This is a genomic window from Thermobacillus composti KWC4, from assembly GCF_000227705.2.
GTDB classification, from domain to species: domain Bacteria; phylum Bacillota; class Bacilli; order Paenibacillales; family Paenibacillaceae; genus Thermobacillus; species Thermobacillus xylanilyticus.
Genome location: NC_019897.1, coordinates 2427148 through 2451857, shown reverse-complemented (window position 1 = coordinate 2451857; position 24710 = coordinate 2427148). Strand labels below are relative to the sequence as shown.

General features: G+C 62.6%; 25 protein-coding genes and 1 other RNA gene. 23 read left to right on the top strand and 3 right to left on the bottom strand.

What is annotated here, in order from left to right:
• Positions 1–136 precede the first annotated feature (136 nt).
• The 10 genes from glyQ (at position 137) to rnpB (ending at position 10876) form a co-directional block, all read left to right on the top strand.
• Positions 137–1024 carry a glycine--tRNA ligase subunit alpha gene (gene glyQ, locus THECO_RS11515; RefSeq protein ID WP_015255216.1) on the top strand — a complete coding sequence of 296 codons (888 nt, stop codon included), beginning with the start codon at positions 137–139 and terminating at the stop codon, positions 1022–1024.
• Positions 1017–3095 carry a glycine--tRNA ligase subunit beta gene (gene glyS, locus THECO_RS11510; protein ID WP_015255215.1) on the top strand — a complete coding sequence of 693 codons (2079 nt, stop codon included), beginning with the start codon at positions 1017–1019 and terminating at the stop codon, positions 3093–3095. Before glyQ ends, glyS begins: the two co-directional genes overlap by 8 nt.
• A 21-nt stretch (positions 3096–3116) precedes the next feature.
• On the top strand, positions 3117–3962 hold the full coding sequence (locus THECO_RS11505; protein WP_015255214.1) for a pyruvate, water dikinase regulatory protein: 846 nt from the start codon (positions 3117–3119) through the stop codon (positions 3960–3962).
• A 114-nt stretch (positions 3963–4076) separates the two neighbouring features.
• A complete protein-coding gene (locus tag THECO_RS11500; protein WP_015255213.1) occupies positions 4077–4547 on the top strand; it encodes a YaiI/YqxD family protein in 471 nt (156 codons plus the stop codon).
• A gap of 34 nt (positions 4548–4581) precedes the next feature.
• Entirely contained in the window at positions 4582–6441 is a 1860-nt protein-coding gene (dnaG, locus tag THECO_RS11495) for a DNA primase (RefSeq protein ID WP_015255212.1), read from the top strand.
• Positions 6442–6459: 18 nt separating this feature from the next.
• On the top strand, positions 6460–7584 hold the full coding sequence (gene rpoD / locus THECO_RS11490; RefSeq protein ID WP_015255211.1) for an RNA polymerase sigma factor RpoD: 1125 nt from the start codon (positions 6460–6462) through the stop codon (positions 7582–7584).
• Positions 7585–7682: 98 nt separating this feature from the next.
• Positions 7683–8513, top strand: coding sequence for a hypothetical protein (locus tag THECO_RS11485; protein ID WP_015255210.1), 831 nt, complete (start codon positions 7683–7685; stop codon positions 8511–8513).
• The gene (locus tag THECO_RS11480; protein WP_015255209.1) at positions 8510–9313 is read left to right on the top strand and encodes a tRNA (adenine(22)-N(1))-methyltransferase; all 804 of its coding nucleotides are present in this window, start codon (positions 8510–8512) and stop codon (positions 9311–9313) included. Before THECO_RS11485 ends, THECO_RS11480 begins: the two co-directional genes overlap by 4 nt.
• Complete coding sequence (locus THECO_RS11475) at positions 9280–10395, top strand: Nif3-like dinuclear metal center hexameric protein (RefSeq protein WP_015255208.1); 1116 nt, start codon at positions 9280–9282, stop codon at positions 10393–10395. The genes THECO_RS11480 and THECO_RS11475 overlap by 34 nt, the downstream gene beginning before the upstream one ends.
• 73 nt (positions 10396–10468) lie before the next feature.
• Positions 10469–10876, top strand: an RNA gene (gene rnpB, locus THECO_RS20785) — RNase P RNA component class A.
• A gap of 115 nt (positions 10877–10991) precedes the next feature.
• Here the strand turns inward: rnpB and THECO_RS11470 are convergent.
• Complete coding sequence (locus tag THECO_RS11470) at positions 10992–12962, bottom strand: S8 family peptidase (protein ID WP_015255207.1); 1971 nt, start codon at positions 12960–12962, stop codon at positions 10992–10994.
• 165 nt (positions 12963–13127) lie between these two features.
• Between THECO_RS11470 and THECO_RS11465 the strand changes: the two genes are divergently transcribed.
• The 6 genes from THECO_RS11465 (at position 13128) to thiI (ending at position 17822) form a co-directional block, all read left to right on the top strand.
• A complete protein-coding gene (locus THECO_RS11465) occupies positions 13128–13628 on the top strand; it encodes a YpuI family protein (RefSeq protein WP_015255206.1) in 501 nt (166 codons plus the stop codon).
• A gap of 52 nt (positions 13629–13680) precedes the next feature.
• Complete coding sequence (locus THECO_RS11460; protein WP_015255205.1) at positions 13681–13890, top strand: DUF1540 domain-containing protein; 210 nt, start codon at positions 13681–13683, stop codon at positions 13888–13890.
• Positions 13857–14351 carry a UbiA prenyltransferase family protein gene (locus THECO_RS20565; protein WP_157373566.1) on the top strand — a complete coding sequence of 165 codons (495 nt, stop codon included), beginning with the start codon at positions 13857–13859 and terminating at the stop codon, positions 14349–14351. Before THECO_RS11460 ends, THECO_RS20565 begins: the two co-directional genes overlap by 34 nt.
• Before the next feature lie 155 nt (positions 14352–14506).
• A complete protein-coding gene (locus THECO_RS22525; RefSeq protein ID WP_015255203.1) occupies positions 14507–15241 on the top strand; it encodes a lytic transglycosylase domain-containing protein in 735 nt (244 codons plus the stop codon).
• A gap of 191 nt (positions 15242–15432) precedes the next feature.
• Positions 15433–16605 carry a cysteine desulfurase family protein gene (locus THECO_RS11445; RefSeq protein ID WP_015255202.1) on the top strand — a complete coding sequence of 391 codons (1173 nt, stop codon included), beginning with the start codon at positions 15433–15435 and terminating at the stop codon, positions 16603–16605.
• Complete coding sequence (thiI, locus tag THECO_RS11440) at positions 16602–17822, top strand: tRNA uracil 4-sulfurtransferase ThiI (protein ID WP_015255201.1); 1221 nt, start codon at positions 16602–16604, stop codon at positions 17820–17822. Before THECO_RS11445 ends, thiI begins: the two co-directional genes overlap by 4 nt.
• A 34-nt stretch (positions 17823–17856) precedes the next feature.
• Here the strand turns inward: thiI and THECO_RS11435 are convergent, their stop codons facing one another.
• Positions 17857–18561, bottom strand: a complete 705-nt coding sequence (locus THECO_RS11435) for a TerC family protein (RefSeq protein WP_015255200.1) — start codon at positions 18559–18561, stop codon at positions 17857–17859.
• Between the two features lie 162 nt (positions 18562–18723).
• Here THECO_RS11435 and THECO_RS11430 point away from each other — a divergent pair, with 162 nt between their 5' ends.
• The 7 genes from THECO_RS11430 (at position 18724) to THECO_RS11400 (ending at position 24070) form a co-directional block, all read left to right on the top strand.
• Complete coding sequence (locus THECO_RS11430) at positions 18724–19383, top strand: TerC family protein (protein WP_015255199.1); 660 nt, start codon at positions 18724–18726, stop codon at positions 19381–19383.
• A gap of 73 nt (positions 19384–19456) precedes the next feature.
• Positions 19457–19942, top strand: coding sequence for a hypothetical protein (locus tag THECO_RS11425; RefSeq protein ID WP_015255198.1), 486 nt, complete (start codon positions 19457–19459; stop codon positions 19940–19942).
• Between the two features lie 44 nt (positions 19943–19986).
• Positions 19987–21828, top strand: coding sequence for a translational GTPase TypA (gene typA / locus THECO_RS11420; RefSeq protein ID WP_015255197.1), 1842 nt, complete (start codon positions 19987–19989; stop codon positions 21826–21828).
• A 30-nt stretch (positions 21829–21858) separates the two neighbouring features.
• Positions 21859–22182 carry a YlaH-like family protein gene (locus tag THECO_RS11415; RefSeq protein ID WP_015255196.1) on the top strand — a complete coding sequence of 108 codons (324 nt, stop codon included), beginning with the start codon at positions 21859–21861 and terminating at the stop codon, positions 22180–22182.
• A complete protein-coding gene (locus THECO_RS11410) occupies positions 22169–22447 on the top strand; it encodes a hypothetical protein (protein WP_041853888.1) in 279 nt (92 codons plus the stop codon). The genes THECO_RS11415 and THECO_RS11410 overlap by 14 nt, the downstream gene beginning before the upstream one ends.
• 8 nt (positions 22448–22455) lie before the next feature.
• Positions 22456–23532, top strand: a complete 1077-nt coding sequence (locus tag THECO_RS11405) for an LCP family protein (protein WP_015255194.1) — start codon at positions 22456–22458, stop codon at positions 23530–23532.
• A gap of 85 nt (positions 23533–23617) precedes the next feature.
• Complete coding sequence (locus THECO_RS11400; RefSeq protein WP_015255193.1) at positions 23618–24070, top strand: pyridoxamine 5'-phosphate oxidase family protein; 453 nt, start codon at positions 23618–23620, stop codon at positions 24068–24070.
• A gap of 44 nt (positions 24071–24114) precedes the next feature.
• Here THECO_RS11400 and THECO_RS11395 read toward each other — a convergent pair whose 3' ends face one another.
• Entirely contained in the window at positions 24115–24666 is a 552-nt protein-coding gene (locus THECO_RS11395) for a YhcN/YlaJ family sporulation lipoprotein (protein ID WP_015255192.1), read from the bottom strand.
• Positions 24667–24710: the final 44 nt, after the last annotated feature.

Genomic DNA, 24710 nt, shown 5'->3' with positions numbered 1-24710 from the left:
ATGCTCCCGTCCCTGCGTCCGGATGCGGGCGTGAGGGACGGGAGTTTTTTGGCGTGGCACCGCCGCACGGCCGCATGCCGACGGCGTCCCGCGCGGCCGCCGGATGGAATCCATTCGAAGCGAAGGAGTGCATGGCATGAATTTTCAGGGCATCATCCTGACGCTGCAGCAGTTCTGGGCGGAACAGGGCTGTGTCGTCGTCAACCCGTATGATGTCGAGACGGGCGCCGGAACGCTCAACCCGATGACGTTCCTCCGGTCCATCGGTCCGGAGCCGTGGAACGTCGCGTACGTCGAGCCTTCCCGCCGTCCCGCCGACGGCCGCTACGGCGAGAACCCGAACCGGCTCTATCAGCATCATCAGTTCCAGGTCATCATGAAACCGTCTCCGGACAACATCCAGGAAATTTACCTGGAAAGCCTGAAACGGCTCGGCGTCGATCCGCGCCATCACGACATCCGGTTCGTCGAAGACAACTGGGAACATCCGGGTCTCGGCGCGTGGGGGCTCGGCTGGGAAGTATGGCTGGACGGGATGGAAGTGACCCAGTTCACCTATTTCCAGCAGGTCGGCGGTCTCGAAATGAATCCGGTAGCGGTCGAGATCACGTACGGCCTGGAGCGGCTTGCCTCCTACATTCAGGACAAGGAAAACGTCTTCGAGCTCGAGTGGGTCGACGGCGTCACGTACGGCGACGTGTTCCTCCAGCCGGAGTACGAGCACTCGAAATATACCTTTGAAGTGTCGGATACGCCGATGCTGTTCAACCTGTTCAATCAATATGAAGCGGAAGCAAAGCGCGCACTGGAGCAAAATCTCGTATTTCCGGCCTACGATTACGCGCTGAAATGTTCGCATACGTTCAACCTGCTGGATGCGCGGGGCGCGATCAGCGTGACGGAGCGGACGGGTTATATCATGCGCGTGCGCAATCTGGCCCGGCAATGCGCCGCGGTCTACCTGGCGGAACGGGAGCGGCTCGGATTCCCGCTGCTGAAGAAGGAGGTGACGCCGAATGGCTGAAGATTTGCTCCTGGAGATCGGAATGGAAGAAGTGCCCGCGCGGTTCGTCCGCGGCGCCATGGATCAACTGAAGGCGAAGACGGCCGATTGGCTGGATGCGTCGCGCATCGCATATGAAGGCATTGAAGCGTATGCGACGCCGCGCCGGATCGCGGTGCTCGTGCGCGGCGTTGCCGGCAAGCAGGCCGACATCCGCGAAGAAGTGCGCGGACCGTCGCGCAAGATTGCGCTGGATGAGAATGGCGGCTGGAGCAAGGCGGCGCTCGGTTTCGCCCGCAGCCAGGGCGTGCAGCCGGAGCAGCTCTTCTTCAAGGAGAACGGCGGCGTCGAGTACGTGTACGCCCTGAAGAGCGGCGAAGGCGCGCCGACGATCGAGCTGCTGCCGGAAGGACTTGCAGGGATCATTACGTCGATGACATTCCCGAAAAGCATGCGCTGGGGCAGCTATGATCTTCGGTTCGTCCGTCCGATCCGGTGGATCGTGGCGCTGTACGGAGATGCCGTCGTGCCGCTCGAGATCGCCGGCGTGAAGAGCGGCAATGTGACGCGCGGCCACCGGTTCCTCGGCGCCGAGACGGCTATCGCGAGGCCCGGCGAATATGCGGCCAAGCTGCGGGAGCAGCACGTCATCGCGGACGTCAAGGAGCGCGAGGCGGAAATTCTCCGGCAGATCGAAGCGCTTAAAGCCGAGCGCGGCTGGAACATCGCGGTGAAGGACGATCTGCTCGAAGAGGTGCTGTTCCTCGTCGAGTACCCGACCGTCCTGTTCGGCACGTTCGATCCGGCGTTCCTGAACATTCCGCAGGAAGTGCTGATCACCTCGATGCGCGAACACCAGCGGTATTTCCCGGTGCTGGATCGCGAAGGCAAGCTGCTGCCGTACTTCGTCACGGTGCGCAACGGCGACAGCACCTCGATCGAGCTGGTGCAGCGGGGCAACGAGAAGGTGCTGCGGGCGCGGCTCTCGGACGCGAAGTTCTTCTATGAAGAAGACCAGAAGCTCACGATCAATGAGGCGCTCGCGAAGCTGGAGACGATCGTCTGGCACGAGGAACTCGGCACGCTGGGCGAGAAGGTGCGCCGCATCCGGCGGACGGCGGACGCCGTCGCTTCCCGCGTGACGGAAGACGAAGAGGCGCGGGCGGACATCAGCCGCGCGGCGGATATCTGCAAGTTCGACCTCGTCACGTCCATGGTGTATGAATTCCCGGAACTTCAGGGCATCATGGGAGAAGATTACGCCCGCAAGCTGGGTGAACGCGAAGCGGTCTGCCGCGCGGTGAACGAACATTACCGTCCGCGCCATGCGGGCGACGAGCCGGCCGAAGGGCTTGTGGGCGCCGTCGTCGGCATCGCCGACAAGATCGATACGATCGTCGGCTGCTTCTCGATCGGCATCGTGCCGACCGGCTCGCAGGATCCGTACGCGCTGCGCCGTCAGGCGGCCGGCATCGTGCAGACGATGATCGCGCACCGGCTGGGCCTCAAGCTCGGCGAACTGTTCGGCATCGCGCTTGACGTCTACGAGGAGCGCGGACTGAAGCGCGGCCGCGAAGACATTCTGCGCGATCTGTACGAATTCTTCGGTCTGCGCGTCCGGAATGTGCTGTCGGAAGCGGGCATCCGGTACGATGTGGCCGACGCGGTCATGGCGTCCGGCTTCGACGATCCGCTGCTTGCGGTGAAGCGCGCGGAAGCGGTCGCGGAGGCGGTTCAGCAGGGCGAGTCTTTCAAGGCTGCCGTCGACGCGTTCAACCGGGTGTGCAATCTGGCGGCGAAAGCCGAGCAGACGAAGATTGATCCGTCGCTGTTCGAGGACGATGCGGAACGGAAGCTGCACGAGGCCCGCGGGTCCGTGAGCGGCCGCGCGGAAGAAGCGCTGTCGTCCGGCGATGCGGCGGGGGCGCTGGCCGTCCTCACGGAACTGAAAGACCCGATCAACGTCTATTTCGACCGGGTCATGGTCATGACGGACAATCCGGCGGTCCGTGCCAACCGGCTGGCTTCGCTGGCCGCCGTCGCGGCCGACATTCGGCGGGTCGCGGATTTCTCGAAAATCGTCTGGTCGTAATATGCGGAATGGTACGGCGACATGAACGGCAATCGGTTTGATGAAGCATCCCGCCATTGCGTCATTTATGCCGTCTCGGACTCGGCCGGTGAGACCGGCGAAGCCGTCGTCCGCGCGGCGGTCGCGCAGTTCACTAACGCGCGGACGGAGATCCGGCGCCGGCCATTCGTGACGGACAAGTCGCATATCGCTGCCATCGTCGTGGAAGCGCGGGACGAGCAGGCGATCATCTTGTATACGCTGGTACTGCCGCATCTCCGCGAAACGATGGCGCAGCATGCGCTGCGGGACGGCGTCCTGGCGATCGATGCGCTCGGGCCGCTGCTCGACGGCCTGGAATGGCGCACCGGCATCAAGCCGGAATACAGGCCGGGACTGAACCATCAGCTCGACGCGGACTATTTCCGCCGGGTGGAAGCGGTCGAATTCGCCGTGAAGCATGACGACGCGAAAGATCATTCCGGCATCCTGAAAGCCGACATCGTGCTGATCGGCGTGTCCCGGACGTCGAAGACGCCGCTGTCGATGTATCTCGCCCATCGCAAGTTCAAGGTTGCGAACGTGCCGCTCGTGCCGGAACTGAAGCTCCCGGACGAGCTGCTGCGCGTCCCGCGGTCGCGCATTGTCGGCCTGACGATCGGCAAGGAGGATCTGAACCAGATCCGGAAGGAGCGGCTGAAGGCGCTCGGCCTGCCCGACACCGCGCCGTACGCCGCCCCGGATCGGATTGAACAGGAGCTCACCTACGCCAGGGAAGTGATGGACCGGCTCGGATGCGTCGTCATCGACGTCTCCCGCCGGGCGGTTGAAGAGACGGCCAGCCTGATCATGGAGCATGTCCGGAATGCCGGCGTTCAGCCGTTCTGAACGCGGCGCGGGACGAACGGATCGGTGCGGGACGGGTACGGAAGGAATTGCGGCTCGTATGGCGAATATGTTTTCTATAGTAGGAATAAGAACGTAAGACGAGGGTGTGCGGCAATGAGCGGCGGTGATGTCCGGATCGTGGTGGATGCGGATGCCTGTCCCGTGAAGCGGGAAATTGCCGACACCGCCCGACAATTCGGCGTTCCGGTGATGCTCGTCGCCTCGTACGACCACGCGCTGGTCCCCGAACCGGGCGTCGAGGTGCGGCATGTGGAACGCGGACGCGACGCCGTCGATCTGTACATCTCGAACCTGATCCGCCCGGGCGACATCGTCGTGACGCAGGACTTCGGACTGGCGGCGATGGCCCTGGCGAAGCGGGCGACGGTGCTTTCGAACCGCGGCCAGCGGTACCGGAACGAGACGATCGACTTTCTCATGGCGAGCCGGCATGATCAGGCGAAGGCGCGGCGGGCCGGAGGACGGACGAAAGGGCCGCGGGCGATGACCCGCGAGGACCGGATGCGATTTCAACAAATGCTGACAAAAGTTTTGCAGGATATGCAGGATAATGATGACAGGTAGAGAATACTAATACGTGTTATTCAGGATGAAGGTGATGTGGATGGCCGGCGGCAGAATACCGGAAGACGTCATTCAGGCTGTCCTGCGGGCGCATGACATCGTCGAGACGGTCGGCCGGACCGTGCACCTGACGAAGAGCGGCAAGTATCTGAAAGGATTGTGTCCGTTTCATTCGGAGAAGACACCTTCGTTCACCGTCACCCCTGAGAAAGGGATTTTCCACTGTTACGGCTGCGGCAAGAGCGGCAGCGTCATCCGATTTCGTATGGAGCTTGAAGGTTACTCCTTTCCGGAAGCCGTGCGCATCATGGCCGAGGAAGCGGGCATTCCGCTGCCCCGCGGCGCGGGCGTTCCGGAAGAGCCGACCGCCGCTCAGCTTGAACGGCAGAAGCTGATCGAGGCGCATGAATATGCGGCAAAATTCTACCACTATCTGCTCCAGAACACCGAGCACGGCAGAGAAGCGAAGGCTTATCTGAAGCGCCGCGGCATGTCGGACAAGCTGATCGATCAGTTCATGATCGGATATGCGCCTGAACGCGGGGATCTCTTGACCGGGTTTTTGGACAAGCGGGGCTATGATCTGCGGCTGATGGAGAAGGGCGGGCTGGTCGCTTCTCGCAGCGACGGCACCGGCTTCTTCGACCGGTTCCGGGGACGGATCATGTTTCCGATCCGGGACCGCGAAGGCCGCATGATCGCGTTCGCCGGCCGCATCCTGCACGACGGACAGCCGAAATATTTGAATTCGCCGGATTCCTTGTTGTTCAACAAGAGCCGCGTGCTGTACAACTTCCACGAAGCGCGGCCGGAAATCCGGAAATCGGGGAGGGTTGTCCTGTTCGAGGGCTACATGGACGTCATACGGGCTTGGGATGCCGGCGTGCGGAACGGCGTCGCGTCGATGGGCACGTCGTTCACGGAGGAGCACGTCGCCATGCTCCGCCGCGTCGCGGACGAAGCGGTAATCTGCTACGACGGCGACGATGCGGGCCAGGCGGCGGCGCTGAAATCGGCGGCGATGTTCGAGAACGCCGGCATGCCGGTGAAAGTCGTCTTGCTGCCCGGCGGACTGGATCCCGACGAATACATCGGGAAATACGGTCCGGAATCGTTCGTGCGCGACATGGTCAATCAGCCGGTGTCCGCCGTCAAATTTAAATTAATATTTCTGCGCAAAAACCATAAACTGCTAGAAGACGAAGGACGCAAAGATTACGTGCTCGAAGCGGTGCGCATGATCGCCGGTCTCGATTCGCCAGCCGAAAGGGAGTTTTACCTGAAGGAACTGTCGCGGGAGTTCGAATTTCCGCTGGAGACGCTGAAGCAGGAGTGCTTCGAAATTCGGGCCGCCGCGCAAAAAAACCGTCCCGCCGGGGATAAGTTGGGCAATCGGTGGAATAATGGTAGGAATGAAACGGCTCGCCCGCCCGTCGGACGGATGCCGGAGCCGCCGGGACGTCATCACATCGAACGAACGCTGCTGTACTGGATGATGCATGACGCGGAAGCAGCCGAATATGTGCATGACAAACTGGGAGACGCCTTCCAGGTGGAAGACCACGCGGCGATCGCCGCTTATCTCTATGCCTACTATGCACAAGGCCACGAGCCGGATGTCACCCGATTTTTCTCGACCCTCCAGGACGAACGATTGGAACGGACTGCCGCCTCCATTCTCAGCATGGAGACCGTGCCGCCCTGCACGAGCGACAATTTGGACGCTTTCGCGGAGGAGGTTCTGAAACGGCAGAGACTCACGGCTTTGAAAGAACGGGTGGAAGAGCGAATTCGCGCCGAACGGGCTGGCGACGCGCTGCGGGCCGCGCAGATCGCCATCGAAATCAATACCTTGGAGAGACAGTTGAGAGGAAAGGCCACGCGACCGTCCTAGGGAGGAGGGAGTCGGAGTATGACAAACGATCAACATACGGAACTGGATACGGAACAAAAGCTTGAAAGCGTCAAGGAACAGCTGATAGAGCTGGGCAAGAAGCGCTCATCCTTAACGTACAAAGAAATTATGGAAAAACTGTCCCCGTTCGATCAGGAACCGGAACAGATCGATGAATTTTTCGAACAGCTCGAAGACCTCGGCATCGAAGTGACGAACGATGGCGACGACCATCCGATGGCTTCGGGGGACGACGATCACGAGGAGCATGACGATTTCAACTTCGACGACGATCTTTCGCTGCCGCCGGGCATCAAGATCAACGACCCTGTCCGCATGTATCTGAAGGAAATCGGACGCGTTCCGCTGCTCACCGCCGAGGAGGAAATCGAGCTGGCGAAGCGGATCGAACAGGGCGACGAAGATGCGAAGAGAAGGCTGGCGGAAGCGAATCTCCGCCTCGTCGTCAGCATCGCGAAGCGGTATGTCGGCCGCGGCATGCTGTTCCTCGATCTCATTCAGGAAGGCAACATGGGGCTCATCAAGGCGGTCGAGAAATTCGACCACGGCAAAGGCTTCAAATTCAGCACCTATGCGACCTGGTGGATCCGTCAGGCGATCACGCGGGCGATTGCCGATCAGGCGCGGACGATCCGCATTCCGGTGCACATGGTCGAGACGATCAACAAGCTGATCCGGGTGTCGAGGCAGCTGCTTCAGGAATTGGGGCGCGAACCTACGCCGGAAGAAATTGCGGCGGAAATGGATCTCAGCGTGGACAAAGTGCGGGAGATCATGAAGATCGCGCAGGAGCCGGTCTCGCTCGAAACGCCGATCGGCGAGGAAGACGATTCCCATTTGGGCGATTTCATCGAAGACCAGGAGGCGCTTGCGCCGGCAGACGCGGCGGCCTACGAACTGCTGAAGGAGCAGCTCGAAGATGTGCTCGACACGCTGACCGAGCGCGAGGAGAATGTCCTCAGGCTCCGTTTCGGTCTGGATGACGGCCGCACCCGCACGCTGGAGGAAGTCGGCAAGGTGTTCGGCGTCACGCGCGAGCGGATCCGCCAGATTGAGGCGAAGGCGCTGCGCAAGCTGCGGCATCCGAGCCGGAGCAAACGGCTGAAAGATTTCCTGGAGTGACAGGAATGCACGGGACCTGACTGCATCGGCAGGAGGGTCCTTTTTATCACCTGGGAAAAGGCGTGTCTACGCCGTCCTCGGAAAGGAACGAAAGCGGGATGAACGAGGAGCGCCGCAGAACGATCATCCGTGAGATCGACTATTGGCAGAAAAACAAACTGTTGCCGGATCAGTATTGCGATTTCCTGATGAATCTGTACAAGACAGACGAAGAGATCGGGCGTCCCTCGTCCGGATGGGCGGGGCGCGCGGTGTCCGTCGTCAACGGAGCAAGCGGAAAGCAGTGGCTTCTTGCTTTTGGAATCTTTTCCGTGATCTGTCTTGTCATCCTTTATTTTAGCGTGTTTCACCCCGTATTGCAAACCGCGCTGACGCTCTTCGCCGTCGTGCTGCTGCTCTATTTCGGACTGAAGCGCCGCCGCGCGAGCGAACCGGTCGGGCTGACGCTGATCGGCCTCGGCATGCTGACGCTGCTGGTCGCAGGGATCGTCATGCTGCAGCTTCACGGGCTGGACACGCCGATGTGGACGGCGCTGTTCCTGACCGGCTGCGGCCTGTTCTGGATCGTGTTCGGCATCGCGGCGCGGTTCCCGGTGCTGCACTATGTCGGCTGGCTCGCGATCTTCCTGGTCTACGCGATGCTGCTGGCGCGGGTCGGCGGGCACCCGAAGTGGTACGAAGTGCAGCTCTTCTGGCTGCCCGCCTCCTTCGTCTTCGGCTGGTTCAGCTGGTTCGTCCATCGCTGGTCGAAGCCTTCTTCCGCGGTGCTGTTCGCCGCGGCGGCGACGCTCTGGTTCATGCCGGAGCTGTATGCCGCCTTCCTGATGGGCCAGCCCCCCTGGATTCAACTGGCGCTCATCGCGAAGATCGCGATCGGCGGCAGTCTCATCTTTGCGCTCCGCAAGCAATGGACGGTGTGGGTGGCATGAAGGAGATTCAAACATCGGGACGCGGCTTGTCCAGGCGGCTGAGCGCCATTGCGGACCTGGTGCCGCCGGGCGCACGCGTCGCGGACATCGGGTCGGACCATGCGCTGCTTCCGGCCTGGCTGGTGTCCGCCGGCAAGTCGCCTTGCGCGGTCGCCGGCGAAGTGCGCGACGGCCCGCTGAAGGCGTCGGCGGCACGCATTGAAGCCGACGGGCTGGCGGACCGTGTCGCCGTCCGCAAGGGCGACGGACTGGCCGTCGTGGCCCCCGGAGAAGTCGATTGCGTCGTCATCGCGGGCATGGGCGGCGCCCTGATCGCCTCGATCCTGGAGGCGGGAGCTGCGGCGGGCAAGCTTGAAGGGGTGCGCACGCTGGTGCTGCAGCCGAATGTCGGGGAAGACCTCGTACGGCGATGGCTTCTGGACAAAGGATGGTATTTGGCGGTCGAGCGGATCGTGGAGGAAGACGGCCGATGGTACGAGATTCTGGCGGCACAGCGGTTGCCGGATGCGGACGGGCTCAACGCCGCCCTGTACGATGCGTCGTTCCTCAAGCTCGACCGGCCGGCCGAACGGAAAAAGGAACTGCTGCTGCGCATGGGACCGTGGCTGCTCCGCCAGCCGGATGAACGGCTGGCCGGCAAATGGCGGTCGGAACTTGAAAAGCTTGCGTTCATCAGCCGGCAGATCGAACGTTCCGATTCGCCGGATGCGGCAAGGCGCAGGCAGGAAGTGCTCGAGGAGATCAAGTTGATCGGGGAGGTGATGGCATGTTTGCAAGCGGACAATTCGTCGTCCAGCTGATGGAGCGGTTCGCGCCGCGACGGCTGGCGGTCGAAGGCGACCGCATCGGCCTGCAGGTCGGCACGCTGCAGAAAGAGATTCGGAAAGCGCTCGTGGCGCTTGATGTGACGGATGCGGTCGTCGACGAGGCGATCGCGGCCGGTGTCGATCTCATCATCGCGCATCACGCCGTCATTTACCGGCCGCTTCCGGCGATCGACACGTCGACGCCGGCGGGGCGCATTTATGAGAAGCTGATCAAGAACGACATCGCGGTTTACGTGGCGCATACGAATCTGGACACGGCGGAAGGCGGCATGAATGACTGGATGGCCGTTGCTTTGGGCATGGAATCCGAAGGCTGCCTGGAAGAAGTCCACGTCGATCCGCTGCTCAAGCTGGTCGTCTATGTGCCGGAGACGCACCGCCGGCAGGTGCAGGAAGCGGTCTGGCAGGCGGGCGCCGGGCAGATCGGGGAGTACGATTGCTGCAGTTTCGAGTTGGAAGGCACCGGCACGTTCCGTCCGGGCGAAGGAACGAACCCGCACATCGGCACGACCGGCAAGCTGGAGCGGGTGAAGGAGTTCCGGATCGAGACGATACTGCCCGAGTCGCTCAAGGGGGCGGTTGTGCAAGCGATGCTGAAGGCGCATCCTTACGAGGAGCCGGCGTACGATCTGTTTCCGCTCAAGCTGCAGGGAAAGGCGAGCGGTCTCGGCCGCTTCGGCCGGCTGAAGGAACCGGTGACGCTGGAGGCGTTCGCCCGCCATGTGAAGGAGGCGTTCGACGTGCCGTTCGTCCGCGTCGTCGGCGACCCGGACCGGGTCGTCCGGCGGGCCGCCGTGCTCGGCGGTTCCGGGGCGCGCTACATGCGCCATGCGCTGCGGGCCGGCGCGGACGTGTTCGTCACCGGCGACATCGACTACCACACGGCGCATGACGCGCTGGCCGTCGGCCTGGCGATCGTCGATCCGGGGCACAATGCGGAGAAGATCATGAAGGCGAAGACGGCCGAGCGGCTGGCGGCGGATCTCGCCGCGGCGGGGTATCTGACCGAGGTGATCCCGTCGGCCGTGCCGACCGAGCCGTTCCGGCTCGTGTAGGCGGAACACAATGCAGGGCGAAATTTACGGTTGAGCTTTCATTCAGCAGCATGTATACTGGAGGATGCGTCGGAAAGTCTGACAGACAATCGCCGGCGGCCTTTGTTGCCGCGGGAGGAAAGTCCGGGCTCCGCAGGGCAGGATGCTGGATAACGTCCAGTCGGCGCGAGCCGAAGGATAGTGCCACAGAAATGGACCGCCGATGGCCGGCTTCACGCCGGCACAGGCAAGGGTGGAACCGTGGTGTAAGAGACCACGAGCGGCGTTGGTGACAACGCGGCTGGTAAACCCCATCCGGAGCAAGACCGAGAGAACGCGGCGGCCTCAGAGCCGCAGCCCTTGCCCGGGGCGCGTTCGGGTTGGTCGCTTGAGCTGTGCAGCAATGCACAGCCTAGATAGATGATTGTCGCTTCCATCGTGGGAGGGTCGTTCCCGTTATACCACCGGAAGTACAGAACCCGGCTTATGGCAGGCTTTCCGCAACGGTTCATCGATGCCGGCTGGATCGGACAGCCGGAACATCCCGAAAAACATGCAGAGCCTTCGGGCTATCCTCTTGGGAGGATCGGTCCGAAGGCTCTTGTTCATATTGCCTGTCATTCCGCCTCGCCGAAACCGAACCGATGCCGGAGCGCCTCGATCCGGCGCTCGAACTTGAGACGGAATCCGCCCAGCGTATTCGCCGTCTGTTCGGCCGCTTCCAGGGCGCGCATGACGTCGATCCGGCCGTAGCCGAAGTAGATGTCGCGGCCCTTGTCGCCGAGGTCGACGGCCGTCTTCCGCATGATGTCCATCACTTCTTCGTTCGTCAGGTCCGGGTTGACGGACTTGATCAACCCGGCGAGCGCGGCGGCATGCGGGCTGGCCATCGACGTGCCGGACAGCGCGGCGTACTGGTTGCCCGGATAGGTGCTCGCGATCGCGTCGCCGGGGGCCGCCGCGTCGATGTAATCCCCGTAGTTCGAATAGGGGGCCTTGTTGTCCTCGGCATCCGTCGCGGCCACCGCGAACACTTCAGGATACGCCGCCGGATAGCCCGGCTGGTCGGTATTGTCGTTGCCGCTGGCCGCGACGAGCACGACGCCGCGGTCGTAGGCGTACCGGATCGCATCGTGGAGAAATTGGGCCGAAGCATAGTTGCCGAGGCTCATGTTGATGACATCGGCGCCGTGGTCCGTCGCCCAAATGATGCCTTCCGCGACCGAATAGGTCGTGCCGGAGCCGGAGCTGTCAAGCACTTTCACGGGCATGATGCGGCCCCGCCAGGACAGGCCGGCGACGCCTTCGCCGTTGTTGACCGTAGCCGCGATGATGCCCGCGACGTGCGTGCCGTGGCCCACGTCGTCTTCCGGATCGCCTTCGCCGACCAGATTGACGCCTTCCGCAATCCGGCCCTTCAGATCCGGATGATCGAGCTGGATGCCCGTGTCCAGCACCGCGATGACAATGTCGTCGCTGCCGCGCGAGAGCGCCCAGCCGCGCTCCGTCTCGATCGCCGGCAAGTTCCACTGGTAGGCGTTGTACAGCAGGTCATTCGGCACGATCGGCTCGCCGGCGGTGTCCGCACCGCTTTCCGCCCGAGCCTTGAATCCCTTGCGGTCCGACGCCTCGGTCCCGCTCTTCGCGTCGTCCGCTTCCGAGGCCTGTCCCCACAGTCCGTTCGCCAGATACAGATAGTGCGGTTCGACGTACACCGGATTCCAGCGCTCGCGGAAATAGGCGATCAGCTCTTCCGTTTCCATCGAATGCGATGTGAACACGTGGGCATAGCCCAATTTCCGCACCGAAGCGCCGTCGATATCCTTCATGATCGCCTTGATCTCGGCGTCCGTCGGTTCCTGGCGGAAGCGGACGACAGCTTCATTGATATGATAATGGCTCGCAGAGCCGTTGTCCTCGCCGGTGCGGACCGTAATATCCTCCGTCGAGTTCGGCTTCGCCGACTCGATCTTGTACCGCCCTTCCGCCGGGTACGGCACGAGCCGCAGATGCAGCCGCTGCCGGCGCTCCACCTCGTCGACGATATCCTGCCGGATGATGCCGGTGACGGTTCCGCTGCTTTCGGCTGCCGGCACGCCCAGGACGATGTAGCGGCTGCCGTTCACCCGGACAGGTTCGGATACGTACGTCCGGCCCGCCTGCGCTTCCCGCTCGGCTTGCGCAAGCTGCGCGTTCCACGCATCGCCGTTGCCTTTCGGCATCGCGCCGGCTTCCTTCGTCTTTCCGCTGCTTGCCTTGAGCCGCACATAGGTCATGTGCGGATGGGCATCCAGCAAATGGCGCAGCTTCTCTTCATCGGCATCCGCACGGAGCGCCCGGAACTCTCTGGAGCATTCCAGCGTGCACAGTTGCGCGGTCGCCTCCGCGTCCCGCCGGACGGCCTCCAGCTTGAGCCGCTTTTCCTGCGCGGCATTCATCACGGAAAGCCGGCTGTTCGCGCCTTCTCCGTTGCCTTCGTCCTCCCGCACGCCGATCTGCCAGGGCAGAAAAGCGATCAGCGCAGCCGCAGCCGCGCCCGCCGCCGCCCAACGCAGCCATTTCGGCCGCAACTTCGGCCTTCTGGACATGTCGCCGCCCCTCCCGCGTTCGTGATCGAAATCGGTTATAGGTTAAGGTCCGCGGCGTGAAAATATACAATCGCAAAGCGAAGATTGTCCTTCCGTAGTACCGCGGGTGACGGATTTGTGTTAACATGTGGATTAGCCAGTACGGGGAGCGAAAGGAGTCAGCAAATGCCGTCCGAGAATATCAGACAATTGACCGAATCGGCGCGGGCCAAACTGAAGGAAGCCATTGACCAGCTGGAACCTTTTCTGAACGGATATGCGCTGCGTGACCTGACCGGGGAAGACAGCACGCCCGAGACCGTCGCCTTCTACAAAGGGCTGCTCTCGGATCTGCGGCACCTGCTCGTTTTCTCGGAAGTCGTCTATGAGAAGCTGGGCGTCGTGCTGCGGAGGGCAAATTTTGACGTCGATTTCGCGGAAAGGGCGCTTTATGAGACGTACCATCAATGCGTGAACGCCTATTTCTATCCGAAGAATGAAGGCTACTCGGAAGACGGCCGCTATGCGTACACCGGCCAGGACGCGATCCGGTTCCGCGTCAAGCCGGTGCGACCGGCGCGGGACATCGTGCTCGGCATCGCGAAAATTTTCGAGGATCTGCGCGAAGAGCTGGCCTACTATGAGAGCGAGTATCTAATCCGGCGGAGGATGCAGGGGCAAAAATAAGGCAGGCATACGGCGCACCCGCGAAGGGCAACTTGATAGCGGGGGTGATCGCATGCCTGAAGGCGTCATTTGCAGCGTAAGCAACTGCACGTATTGGGCGAAGGGCAACCGTTGCGCGGCCGAGGAGATCATGGTCGACATCGACCGCTACGCCCGGGCCGACTACGGTTCGGAATTCGCGGACTTCGACACGCAGCGTCGGGAGACGGCCTCCGATTCCTCCGTTACGTGTTGCCACACCTTCCGTCCGAAGGAAGGCTGATCCGGATGGGCAACCATCCGAAAGGCGGAGCGGACGGTGCGGAGAAAAGGGAGCAAGGTTTTCCCGGTCTGAACCCGGAACTGGCGGCGCACGACGATGACGCAGCCGGGCGCAGGGCGGCGAAGGCGCAAGACGATGCGGAGATGGCCGCGGAGTTTGCCGCGCCTGATACGCCGCACGAACGCCGGCAGGCGGACGGGCCCGCGAACCCGGGTGGTCGCCGGTCCAAACCGGGCCCGGCGACTTCCGACGCGGGCCGCGCCACGGGGCTGTTCGCGCTCGCGATCGCCATCGCCTCGCTGTTTGTGTGGCCGCTGCCGCTCGGGCTGACCGCCGCGGTTCTCGGCTGGTTCAGCTTTCGTGAAGGCGCGCGCGGGCTGGGCGTCTGGGCCGTCACCATCGGGCTGGTGGCGGTGCTGACGCAACTCGTCCTCATACCGATCTATGCCGCATGGTCATGACGCGGCGCAAACCGGCGGTACGTCAGGGCGTTCCGCCGGTTTTGCTGCGTGCATCACCGCATGCAAGCGCATCCGCGGTCAACAGACTCTGGCAACGTCGGGCCAAAACGTGTACAATGGTAAGGTGAGACAAGCATGTGCATGGAGGGGACGTCATGAGCACCGTCATCGAACCGCAAAGCATCGGCATTGATCCGCGCACGTTCAGCGCGCTGCTGCGGCTGCAGCTGGCGAGCTATGCCGATTCGTCCGGCAGAGCGGACGCCGGATACGGATCGCTGTTCGAGACGCTGCTCGGCGGGCTGCTGACCGGCGGCAGCGCGATGACGCCCGCCATTAGTTACGGCTCAGGCCTGTACAATTACCCGGCATCGCTGCACTCCGGTACGCCCTATTCCGAAAATCTGCTGCCAATGCTCATCCGGTTGCAGAACGCGTCCTCCGGCGTCTCCGGCGGCGGGTCAGAGAGCCTGTACGACCCGTTGATCCGGCAGTCCGCCGAGCGGTACGGCATCGATCCCGCCCTCGTGAAAGCAGTCGTCCGGACGGAATCGGCGTTCAATCCCCGCGCCGTGTCGCGTGCGGGCGCGAAGGGGCTCATGCAGCTCATGGACGCGACGGCGCGGTCGCTCGGCGTCGCCGATCCGTACGATCCCGCGCAGAATGTGGCGGGAGGCACGCGCTATCTTGCCTGGCTGCTCGGAAAATACGACGGCAATGTGAAAGCCGCGCTCGCCGCGTACAATGCCGGTCCCGGCCGCGTCGACCGGCTCGGCATCCTGACGGACGAAGCGTTCGACGAGAAGCGGTCGCTCCTGCCCGAAGAGACGCAGAATTACGTGGCCAAGGTGCTCGATGCCTTCGAGCGCTACCGCGCGGCTGCAGTGTAACATCCGCAACGCTGCCGTGACGCTGCCGCTGCCAAAGGCCGCAAGCATCGACTCCGAGAGGGGTCTTTCCTTTTTTAGAGATGATCTTTCGCCGCGATACGGACGCGCCTTCCGGAGAGAACGGCGTCGGCCGTTTTTGCTCGTGAGCCGGGAGCAAGGCTTCCGCATTTGACCAAGGAAGGGAACATGGCATGCTCTATTTCGACCACAGCGCCTCTTCGCCGCCGCGCGAGGAAGTGATTCGCACGGTATCCGAAGTGATGGCGCAAATCTACGCCAATCCTTCGTCGCTTCATCAGGGCGGCGCGGAGGCGCGCAAGCTGCTGGAACGCGCGCGCGAGCAGGCCGGGCGGCTGTTCGGCACGAGCGCGTCGGAATGGCGTTTCACATCCGGCGGCACGGAAAGCAACAATCTGGCCGTCTTCGGCGCCGCGCGGCGCTACCGGAACCGCGGCCGGCATCTGATCGTTTCAAGCGTCGAGCATCCGTCCGTCGCCGAGCCGTTCCGCGCCCTGGAACGCGAGGGGTTCCGGGTGACGGTGCTGCCGGTGAACGAGACGGGCCACGTCGACCCCGCCGACGTCGAGGCGGCGCTGACGGACGAGACGATTCTCGTCAGCGTCATGCACGTGAACAACGAGGTCGGCGCGGTGCAGCCGATTGAGGCGATCGGGCAGCTGCTCAAGAACCGGCCGCGCACGCTGCTGCATGTCGACGGCGTGCAGAGCGTCGGCAAGCTTACCGCGCCGATCCGCGAATGGGGCGTCGATCTGTTCACGGTATCGGCGCACAAGTTCGGCGGGCCGCGCGGAGCCGGGTGGCTGTACGTCCGGGAAGGCGTCGAGCTCGAACCGCTCATTCTCGGCGGCGGCCAGGAGGACGGCCTCAGGTCCGGAACCGAGAACGTGCCGGCCATCGTCGGCGCCGCCAAGGCGCTGCGCATGGCGATCGAATCGCAGCCGGAGCGGGCGGAGCGGCTGAACCGGCTGCGCCGGCGGCTCATCCGGGGCGTCGTCTCCATGCCCGGCGTCGTGCTCAGCGGCCCGGAGGAGGACGATCCGCTCCGGCCGATGGCGCCGCATATCGTTCACTTCTGCTGCCCCGGACTGAGGCCGGAAGTGATCGTTCATTCGCTTGAAGAGCTGGGCGTCCTCGTGTCGACGAAGTCGGCCTGCTCATCGAAAGACGACAAACCGAGCGCCGTGCTCACGGCCATGGGCCGCGACGCCGCCTGCGCGGCAAGCGGCATCCGCATCAGCCTGGGGGATGAGCACGACGAGGCGAGCATCGACGCGCTGCTCGAACGGCTTCAGACCGTACTGCGCAAGTTGATGCCGCTGCGAAGAAAGGAAGACCTTCATTGACATTCGACCATATCTTGATTCGGCTCGGGGAAATTACGGTGAAAGGGCGCAACCGCAACCGCTTCGAGACGGAGATGCTGAAGCAGGTGCAGCATGCGCTTCGGGGGTTTCCCGGGCTGACCTTCATCCGGACATACGGCCGCCTGTACATCACCCTCGGGAATGAGCCGTACGAACCGGTGGCCGACCGGCTGAAAGATGTCTTCGGCATCTCGTCGTTCAGTCCGGTGAAGCGGGTGGAGCCCGAACTGCAGGCAATCCGGGAAGGCGCGCTCGCCGTCATGCGGTCGTTTCCGCAGCGCAAGGCGACGTTCAAAGTCAAGGTGAGCCGCCGATGGAAAGGATTCCCGCACGACACGATGGCCATGAACCATCTCGTCGGCGCGCACATCCTCCGCAACATGCCGAACATTACGGTGGACGTCCGCCAGCCCGACATCGAACTGAACGTCGAGATCCAGGAACAGCACGCGTATATCTACTGCGAAGTGGTGCCGGGGGCCGGCGGTTTTCCATACGGGTCGAACGGCAAAGCCGTCGCGCTGCTGTCCGGCGGCATCGACAGCCCCGTCGCCGTCTGGATGGCGATGCGCAAAGGGCTGGAGGTCGAAGCGATCCATTTCCACAGCTATCCGTTCACGAGCAAGGAAGCGCAGGACAAAGTCGTCGCCCTTGCGAAAAGGCTGTCCTATTACGCCGGCAAACCGTTCAAGCTGCACCTCGTGCCGTTCACGGACATCCAGACCAGCCTGGCGCAGTCGAAGCAGGATCACCTCATCATCACGCTGATGCGCCGGTCGATGCTCCGGATCGCGCAGCGGATCGCCGAGAAGAGCGGCGCGCTGGCGATCGTCACCGGCGACAGCCTGGGCCAGGTGGCCAGCCAGACGCTCGGCAGCCTGAACGTCATCGGGCGCACGAGCGACCTGCCGCTGCTTCGGCCGCTCATCGCGATGGACAAGCTCGAAATCATCGCGATGGCGAAGCGGATCGGCACGTACGAGACTTCGATCCTGCCGTATGAAGACTGCTGCACGCTGTTCGTGCCGAAGTCTCCGGCAACAAATCCGAATCTGCGCATCGTCGAGCATATCGAACGCGGCGTGCCGAACCTGGCCGAGATGATCGCGCAGGCGGTGGAAGGGACGGAGACGATCGAGCTTCGACCCGACGATCCGGCGCCTGCCGGCCGGACCGGAGAGGACGATTGGTTTTGATCCGCAACAGAGAACAAGAAAAAGCAGGGAACGCCTAATGCGGCTCCCTGCTTTTCTCATGCAATGCGGTTCTCCTGGTCCTGGCGGTGTTCACGGCGTAACCGGCGAGCTGCACGCCGATGATGATGACCGCGTAGAAGGTCCAGGCGATCCAGGCGCGGTCTCCGATCAGTTCCTCGATGTGCTTCTCGTGCGTAATCATCTTCGCGGCCGTGAAGGCGAGCACGCCGCCGCCGAGATAGATGATCCAGGGGAAATAGCCCATCAGGCGGATGAACAAGGTGCTCCCCCATATGATGATCGGGATGCTGATCAGCAGCCCGAGCACGACGAGCAGCAGATGGCCGTGCGACGCCCCGGCGATGGCGATCACGTTGTCGAGCCCCATCGCGGCGTCGGCGGCAATAATCGTCCAGACCGACTGCCACAGCGTATTGCCGGCTTTGACGTCATGACTGCCTTCTTCCTGCACGAGCAGCTTGCAGGCGATCCAGACGAGCAGCAGTCCGCCGGCGAGCTGCAGCCACGGCACCTTGAGCAAATAAACGACCAGCGCGGTGGCCGCGATCCGGATGGCGACCGCTCCCGCCACGCCCCACAGGATGGCCGCTTTCTGCTGATGTTTGGGCAGATTGCGCGCCGCCATGCCGATGACGATCGCGTTGTCTCCGGCAAGCACCAGATCGATGAAGACGATGGTGATAAGAGCGGACCAGAATTCCAGCGTCAAGGGATCCATAAGGTTGGCTGTCCCCTCCTTTCCCGTCAGTAACACCGCACACAGGCAAAAATGCCCGCAACAAATTTACATACGTTGTCCACGGACATGCGGATTCAAATTTTTTTCGGGCATAACCTGTCCCATCCGCACATACAGTGGTTGGCAAGGGGGCAGAGGTCGTTGGAAAGTCTGCTGATTTTCGCACAAATTATGCTGGTCAATCTGCTGCTCAGCGGCGACAATGCCGTCGTCATCGCGATGGCCTTCCGACACCTGCCGCCCGGAATCCGGGAGCGCGCGATGGTCTGGGGCACCGCCGCCGCGGTCGCCCTGCGCTGCGCACTGACACTGTCGGCTGCCGCACTGCTTCAGATCCCGTATCTGCGGGCGGCCGGCGCGCTTATGCTGTATGGCATCGCGGTCAAACTGCTGCTCGATGGCGGCGGGGACGGCAAACCGCAACACGTGCGGAACAGCGCGACGATCGCGAGCGCGATCCGTACGATCCTCGCCGCCGATTTCATCATGAGCCTCGACAACGTGCTCGCAATTGCCGCGATTGCCGACGGGGAAATCGTGCTCATGATGATCGGCATCGCGCTCAGCATTCCGATCGTCATCTGGGGGAGCCGGTTCGTCGGCGCGCTGCTTGCCCGCATCCCCCAGCTCGTCTATATCGGCGCCGCGCTGCTCGGTTATGAAGCCGGCCGGATGCTCGTGCACGACCCCGGCCTGGACGGGCTGCTGTTCCACGGCAGCCGGACGGCCGCCGAAGCGCTGCCCGTGCTGTCCGTCCCGCTGGTGATCGTGCTGTATCTTCTGATGCGCCGGGCTTCGTGACCCGGACTTTTTTTTTGTCTCCAGTTCCATTACACTAGAGAGGATGACCAGGGTTGCTCCGGGGGTGGGTCATATGTCCAACAAACAATATACCATCGGTCTCGCCATTGTGGCCGCCGGCATCGTCATATTGCTGGGCAAGCTCGGCGTATTCGCATTTATCGGAAACATTTTCTGGCCGCTTCTTGTTCTCGTGCCGGGCGTGCTGCTCCACATGCTCTATTTCGGGCGCATGCTGGGCAATGCCGCAGTGCTCATACCGGCCGGAGTGCTCACCGTGTACGGCCTGCTGTTCTTCGTCTGCAATCTGTTCGGCTGGAAACTGATCGCGGGGCTGTGGCCGTTCTTCCTGGCCGGGCCGGCGGTCGGGCTGTACGAATACAGCATGTTCGGACCGAACAGGGACCGGACGATCCGGCTGATCGCAATCGGGCTGCTCGCCCTGTCCGCGCTGCTGCTCCTGATCGGCCTGTTCCGTTCGGCATTCATCTATCTGCTGGCCGCCGCGCTCATCCTGGGCGGCGCCTGGATCGCATACGGGCGGCGCATCCGCTGGTGACGCCGCGGCGGGCGGGAATCTGACAGACGGAAAGGATTACGACAGTGCATCCGAGAGAACACATCCGCAACATTGCGATCATCGCCCACGTCGATCATGGCAAAACAACGCTCGTGGACCGGTTGCTTCAACAGTCCGGTTTGTTCCGCGAGGGCGAAACCCTGCAGGAACGGATGCTCGATTCCAACGATCTCGAGCGGGAACGGGGCATCACGATACTGGCGAAAAATACGGCCGTTACATACGGGGATTACCGCATCAACATCGTCGATACGCCGGGGCATGCCGACTTCGGCGGAGAAGTGGAGCGCATTCTGCGCATGGTGGACGGCGCACTGCTCGTCGTCGATGCGTTCGAAGGCTGCATGCCGCAGACGAAATTTGTCCTTCGCAAGGCGCTTGAACACCAGCTTGTCCCGATCGTCGTGGTCAACAAGATCGACCGTCCGAACGCGCGGCCGGCGGAGGTGGTCGACGAGGTGCTGGAGCTGTTCATCGAACTCGGCGCGGATGACGACCAGTTGGATTTCCCGGTTGTTTACGCGTCGGGGCTCGAGGGTTTCGCAAGCCTCGAGCCCGATGAGCGCGGCACCGACATGAAGCCGCTGTTCGACGCGATCGTCCGCCACATTCCCGCGCCGCCCGGCGATCCGGAAGAGCCGGCGCAATTGCTCGTCTCGCTGCTCGATTACAACGACTACCTCGGCCGGATCGCAATCGGCCGGATACACCGCGGCAGCCTGAAGCCCGGACAGGCCGTCGCGGTCCTGGCAAGGGACGGCGGCAGCCGGCAGGCACGGATCGAGAAGCTGTTCGGCTTCAAGGGCTTGAACCGGATCGAGATCGACGAGGCGGGCGCCGGGGACATCGTCGCTGTCGCCGGGATCCGCGACATCAACATCGGTGAGACGATCGCGGACCCCGAGCGGCCCGATCCGCTGCCGGCGCCGAAGATCGAGGAGCCGACGCTCAAGATGACGTTCCTCGTGAACAACAGCCCGTTCGCCGGACGGGAAGGCAAATACGTCACGTCGCGGCGTCTGCGTGAACGATTGATGAAAGAGCTGGAGACCGACGTCGCGCTGCGCGTGGAAGAGACGGACAGCCCCGACGCGTTCATCGTGTCCGGGCGCGGCGAGCTGCATCTCGGCATTCTCATCGAGCACATGCGCCGGGAAGGCTATGAGCTGCAGGTGTCGAAGCCGGAAGTGATCGTGCGGGAAGAGAACGGCGTCCGTCTCGAGCCGTACGAGCGGCTTGTGATTGACGTGCCGGACGAGAGCGTCGGCGCCGTCATGGAAAGCCTGGGGCCGCGCAAAGCCGAGCTCGTCGCCATGACGCAGGGTGAAGGCGGCCACACGCGGCTCGAATATATCGTTCCGTCGCGCGGCCTGATCGGCTGGCGGACGACGTTTCTGACGCTGACGCGCGGATACGGCATCATGAACCACGCTTTCGAACGGTACGGCCCGCTTACCCCGGGCGAAGGATTCGGACGCAGGCAGGGCGTGCTGATCGCGAGCGAATCCGGAACGGCGACATTTTACGGCATGCTGTCGGTCGAAGACCGCGGCGTGCTGTTCATCGAACCCGGAACGGAAGTGTACGAGGGGATGATTGTCGGCGAGCATAACCGCGAGACCGACATCGTCGTCAATGTCTGCAAGACGAAGCAGCTCACGAACATCCGCTCCTCGACGAAGGAAGAGACCGTCAAGCTGAAGACGCCGCGGCTGCTGTCCCTCGAGGCGGCGCTCGAATATTTGAACGACGACGAATATTGCGAAGTGACGCCGAAATCGATCCGTCTGCGGAAGAAAATTTTGAACAAGAGCGAGCGCGAGCGGGCGGAAAAGCATCGCAAATCGGCCCAGGCCGGCGTATGAACCGGCAGTCGGAGCGAAGGAGGGGAGAACATGCAGGAATGGCTGGCGGAACATATGCTGGTCTCTTACTTGCTCATCGTCGGGTTCACCATTTTTATTTTCAACAATGTATTCCGACCGGTGCGGAGGCTCCCGATTCTGAAGGAGATTCTCGTCTATGTGACGATCGCGATCGGCAGCCTGGTGCTGCTTGTCCTTCAGGTCGACAAGCTGCCGATCATCCAGTGCATGGCCGTGGCGGTCGTGCTGATGCTGATCTTGAGGCTGCGGCAGCTCTATGACCGGTGGCGGAAAGACCGCGGAAATGCGGACCGTAACGACAAGGAGCGGGATGCGGCGGATGAAGTTCGATGATGCGTTGTTCAACTGGCTGCAGATGGAGATTGTGGCTGCCGGCCGGCCGGACGACCGGGCGGCATTGGACACGAGGGATTTTTTCCTGCAGATTCTGACGGAAGATCACGGCGTGACCGAAGTCGGCATCGCGGAGACCGACGATGATTTCGTTACCGTCGCCTACGTCCGCGAAGGCTGTCCCGGCCGATGGCGGGCGCCTCGGCAGGCGGCCGAGCAGCTGCTCATCGACATCAACGCCAATCCCAAATTCAACGAACAATAGGTGAGCGCATGAGCACGCAGAATCCGCTGCCTCCCCGCAGAGAAACCCGCCGGGCGAAGAAGCGGGAAGGCCGCAAATCACGGAAAAGATGGCTGCTCTGGGTGCTGCTTCCGCTGCTCGTGATTGCGGGGGCGGCCGCCTGGTATATCGGGGATCTGCTCGGCACCGCGAAGGAAGCGATCCGGAACATCAGCACGGATGAAGAAGAGAAGGGCGAAACCACGGTCGTGCCGCCGGAACAATCCGTGCGGGAACAGCCGATCGCGATGCTGGTGATGGGCCTCGACACGCGGGAGAAGATCGGCGGGATGAACACGGACGTTCTGATGGCGGCCGCGTTCGATCCGGAGAAGAAGCGGGCGGTGGTCGTCACGATTCCGCGCGATTCCCGGATTGACGTCGAAGGTTACTCGACCCGGAAGGCGAACGCCTATTACGCCAATTTCTATTCGGCCGCCCGCAATAAAGGGCGGGATGCGAAGGAAGCCGATCTGCAAGCCCGCCGCGAAGTGAAGGAGCTGTTCGGCAAATTTTTCGGCATCCCGATCGACTATACGGCGAAGATCAATTTCAAGGGCTTCTCCGACATCGTGGACGCGCTCGGCGGCATCGAAGTGTACGTCGATCAGGACATGCGGTATAAGGATGTGGCCGGCGGCACCGACATCAACCTGAAAAAGGGATTCCAGAAGCTGAACGGCGACCAGGCGCTCGATTTCGTCCGATACCGGCAATCGAACGCCGGTACGCGCCAATCGAGCGATCTGGAGCGCAACAGGCGGCAGAGCGAAGTGATCGGCGCGCTGACGGACCGTCTCATGTCGCTCGGCAGCCTCACGAAGCTGGACGACGTGATCAAAGCGGTCGGAAACAATCTGTCGATCGATATGCCGTCGTCGGAGATTGAACGGATGATCGCCGTCTATTTCGGCATCCGCCGGTCCGACATTACGTTCATCCAGCTTGACGGGAAATGGCGCAGCCCCTATATGCATCTGGATGAGGCGAAGCTGGAGGAAGCGAAGGCCGCGCTGCGTGAGATCATGGCGCCGCGCCTTGCGCAGCGGGAGGCGACCGGCCGGTAGTAGGACGATCCCCGCTGTGGTATAATGAAGGCAAGATTGCACGGTTTGTGAATTCCCCATCCACGCAGCCAAGGAGGTCATGCGGGTGGCCGAAACGTTGACAGCGTTGTCTGACGCGCAGTTTGCCGCCATGCAGGGCGAAACGTTCGTACTGCTGCACACCATCGACGCGGAGACCGGTTCCCCGACGACGAACGCGATTTCGTGGATTTTCGCGCCGAACCCGTCCGTGCTCCGGTTCGCCGTCGACGGGCGTTCCCGCCTTGTCGCCAATCTGAAGAACAATCCAGCCGTTGCCGTCACGCTGTTCGCCGGCGGGACGGTGCAGGCCGTCTACGGGACGGCTTCGGTCGTAACGGACGCGCTGGAAGGCGTGCCGTTCCGGCTCGTCTGTTTCGACATCGCGATTTCCGCGGTGCGCGACGCGATGTTCTACGGCGCGCGGCTCACGGCGCTGCCCGAGTACGAGAAAACGTACGACAAGCGCGCCGCCGACAAACTCGACGGACAAGTATTCGAAGCCATGAAGAAAGCCTAGCGACCCTGGTGGGGCCGTTAGGCTTCCTTGTTTCTTGCGGGCTGTTACAGCCGCCCGTCCGTCTTCGGCGCTTCCGTCTCCGGCGGATCTTTCAGCTCGACATCGCGCGGCAGCTGCGGCATGATCCGGCCGATGATGTCGGTCAGTTCTTCGACAAATCCGGCGACCGGATGGCCGGCCTGGATGTCGGCGCGAATCTCGCGGATCCGTTCATTCAGATCCATGTCGGCCGTGACGAAGGCGTCGATGCCGTACGGATCTTTGCGGAACGCTTCGGCGACGGAATATTTGATCGTCCCGACCCGCGAACGGTCGAGTTTCTCGTCCACATCGATGCCGACGACGGCCGTATTGCCGAATACGACGCATCGCGCGTCTTGTACGCCGGGGATGTTTTTCGCCAGCGTTTCGAGATGGCGCGCGACGGCCGCCGGATCATCGATTTCGAGTTTCTGCATCTCCTGCGCATTTCGCGTTTGCACTCCGTCGGCGCCGGGAGGAGGTGAAGTTTGCTCGTTCCCCGTCTGTCTGCCGCAGCCGGCGGCAGCCATGATGCACAGACTGACGACCAGACACCAGGCGAACCGTTTCGTCATCGCTCCGCATCCTTTCATCGCTTTTCGTTCGATATCTGTCCTTC